This is a genomic window from Alkalihalophilus lindianensis, from assembly GCF_032843265.1.
In the GTDB taxonomy this organism is placed as follows: Bacteria; Bacillota; Bacilli; order Bacillales; family Bacillaceae_D; genus Alkalihalophilus; species Alkalihalophilus lindianensis.
In genome coordinates, this window is record NZ_JAWJBA010001103.1 from 1 (window position 1) to 233 (window position 233).

Sequence of the window (233 nt, forward strand, 5' to 3'; positions counted from 1 at the left end):
TTTAGCACCAACTATGGACGATTTATTAAAGATTGAAAAACCTGCGGAAATGACAGGCACATCTATCATAAAGTAAACTCGTAGTGACATAAAAATAAAACCTATTCATTAAGGAGAGAATGACATGCCATTTATTACTGAAGTATATGCTCGTGAAGTATTGGATTCCCGCGGTAACCCGACAGTAGAAGTTGAAGTTTACACTGAATCAGGCGCTTTCGGGCGCGCGCTCG

The 233-nt window shown here is 40.3% G+C and carries 1 protein-coding gene; it reads left to right on the forward strand.

The genetic code is table 11. The features are described from left to right. Positions 1-124 precede the first annotated feature (124 nt). The coding region (locus tag RYX56_RS25510) for a hypothetical protein (protein WP_317124538.1) at positions 125-233 on the forward strand (109 nt) is incomplete at its 3' end.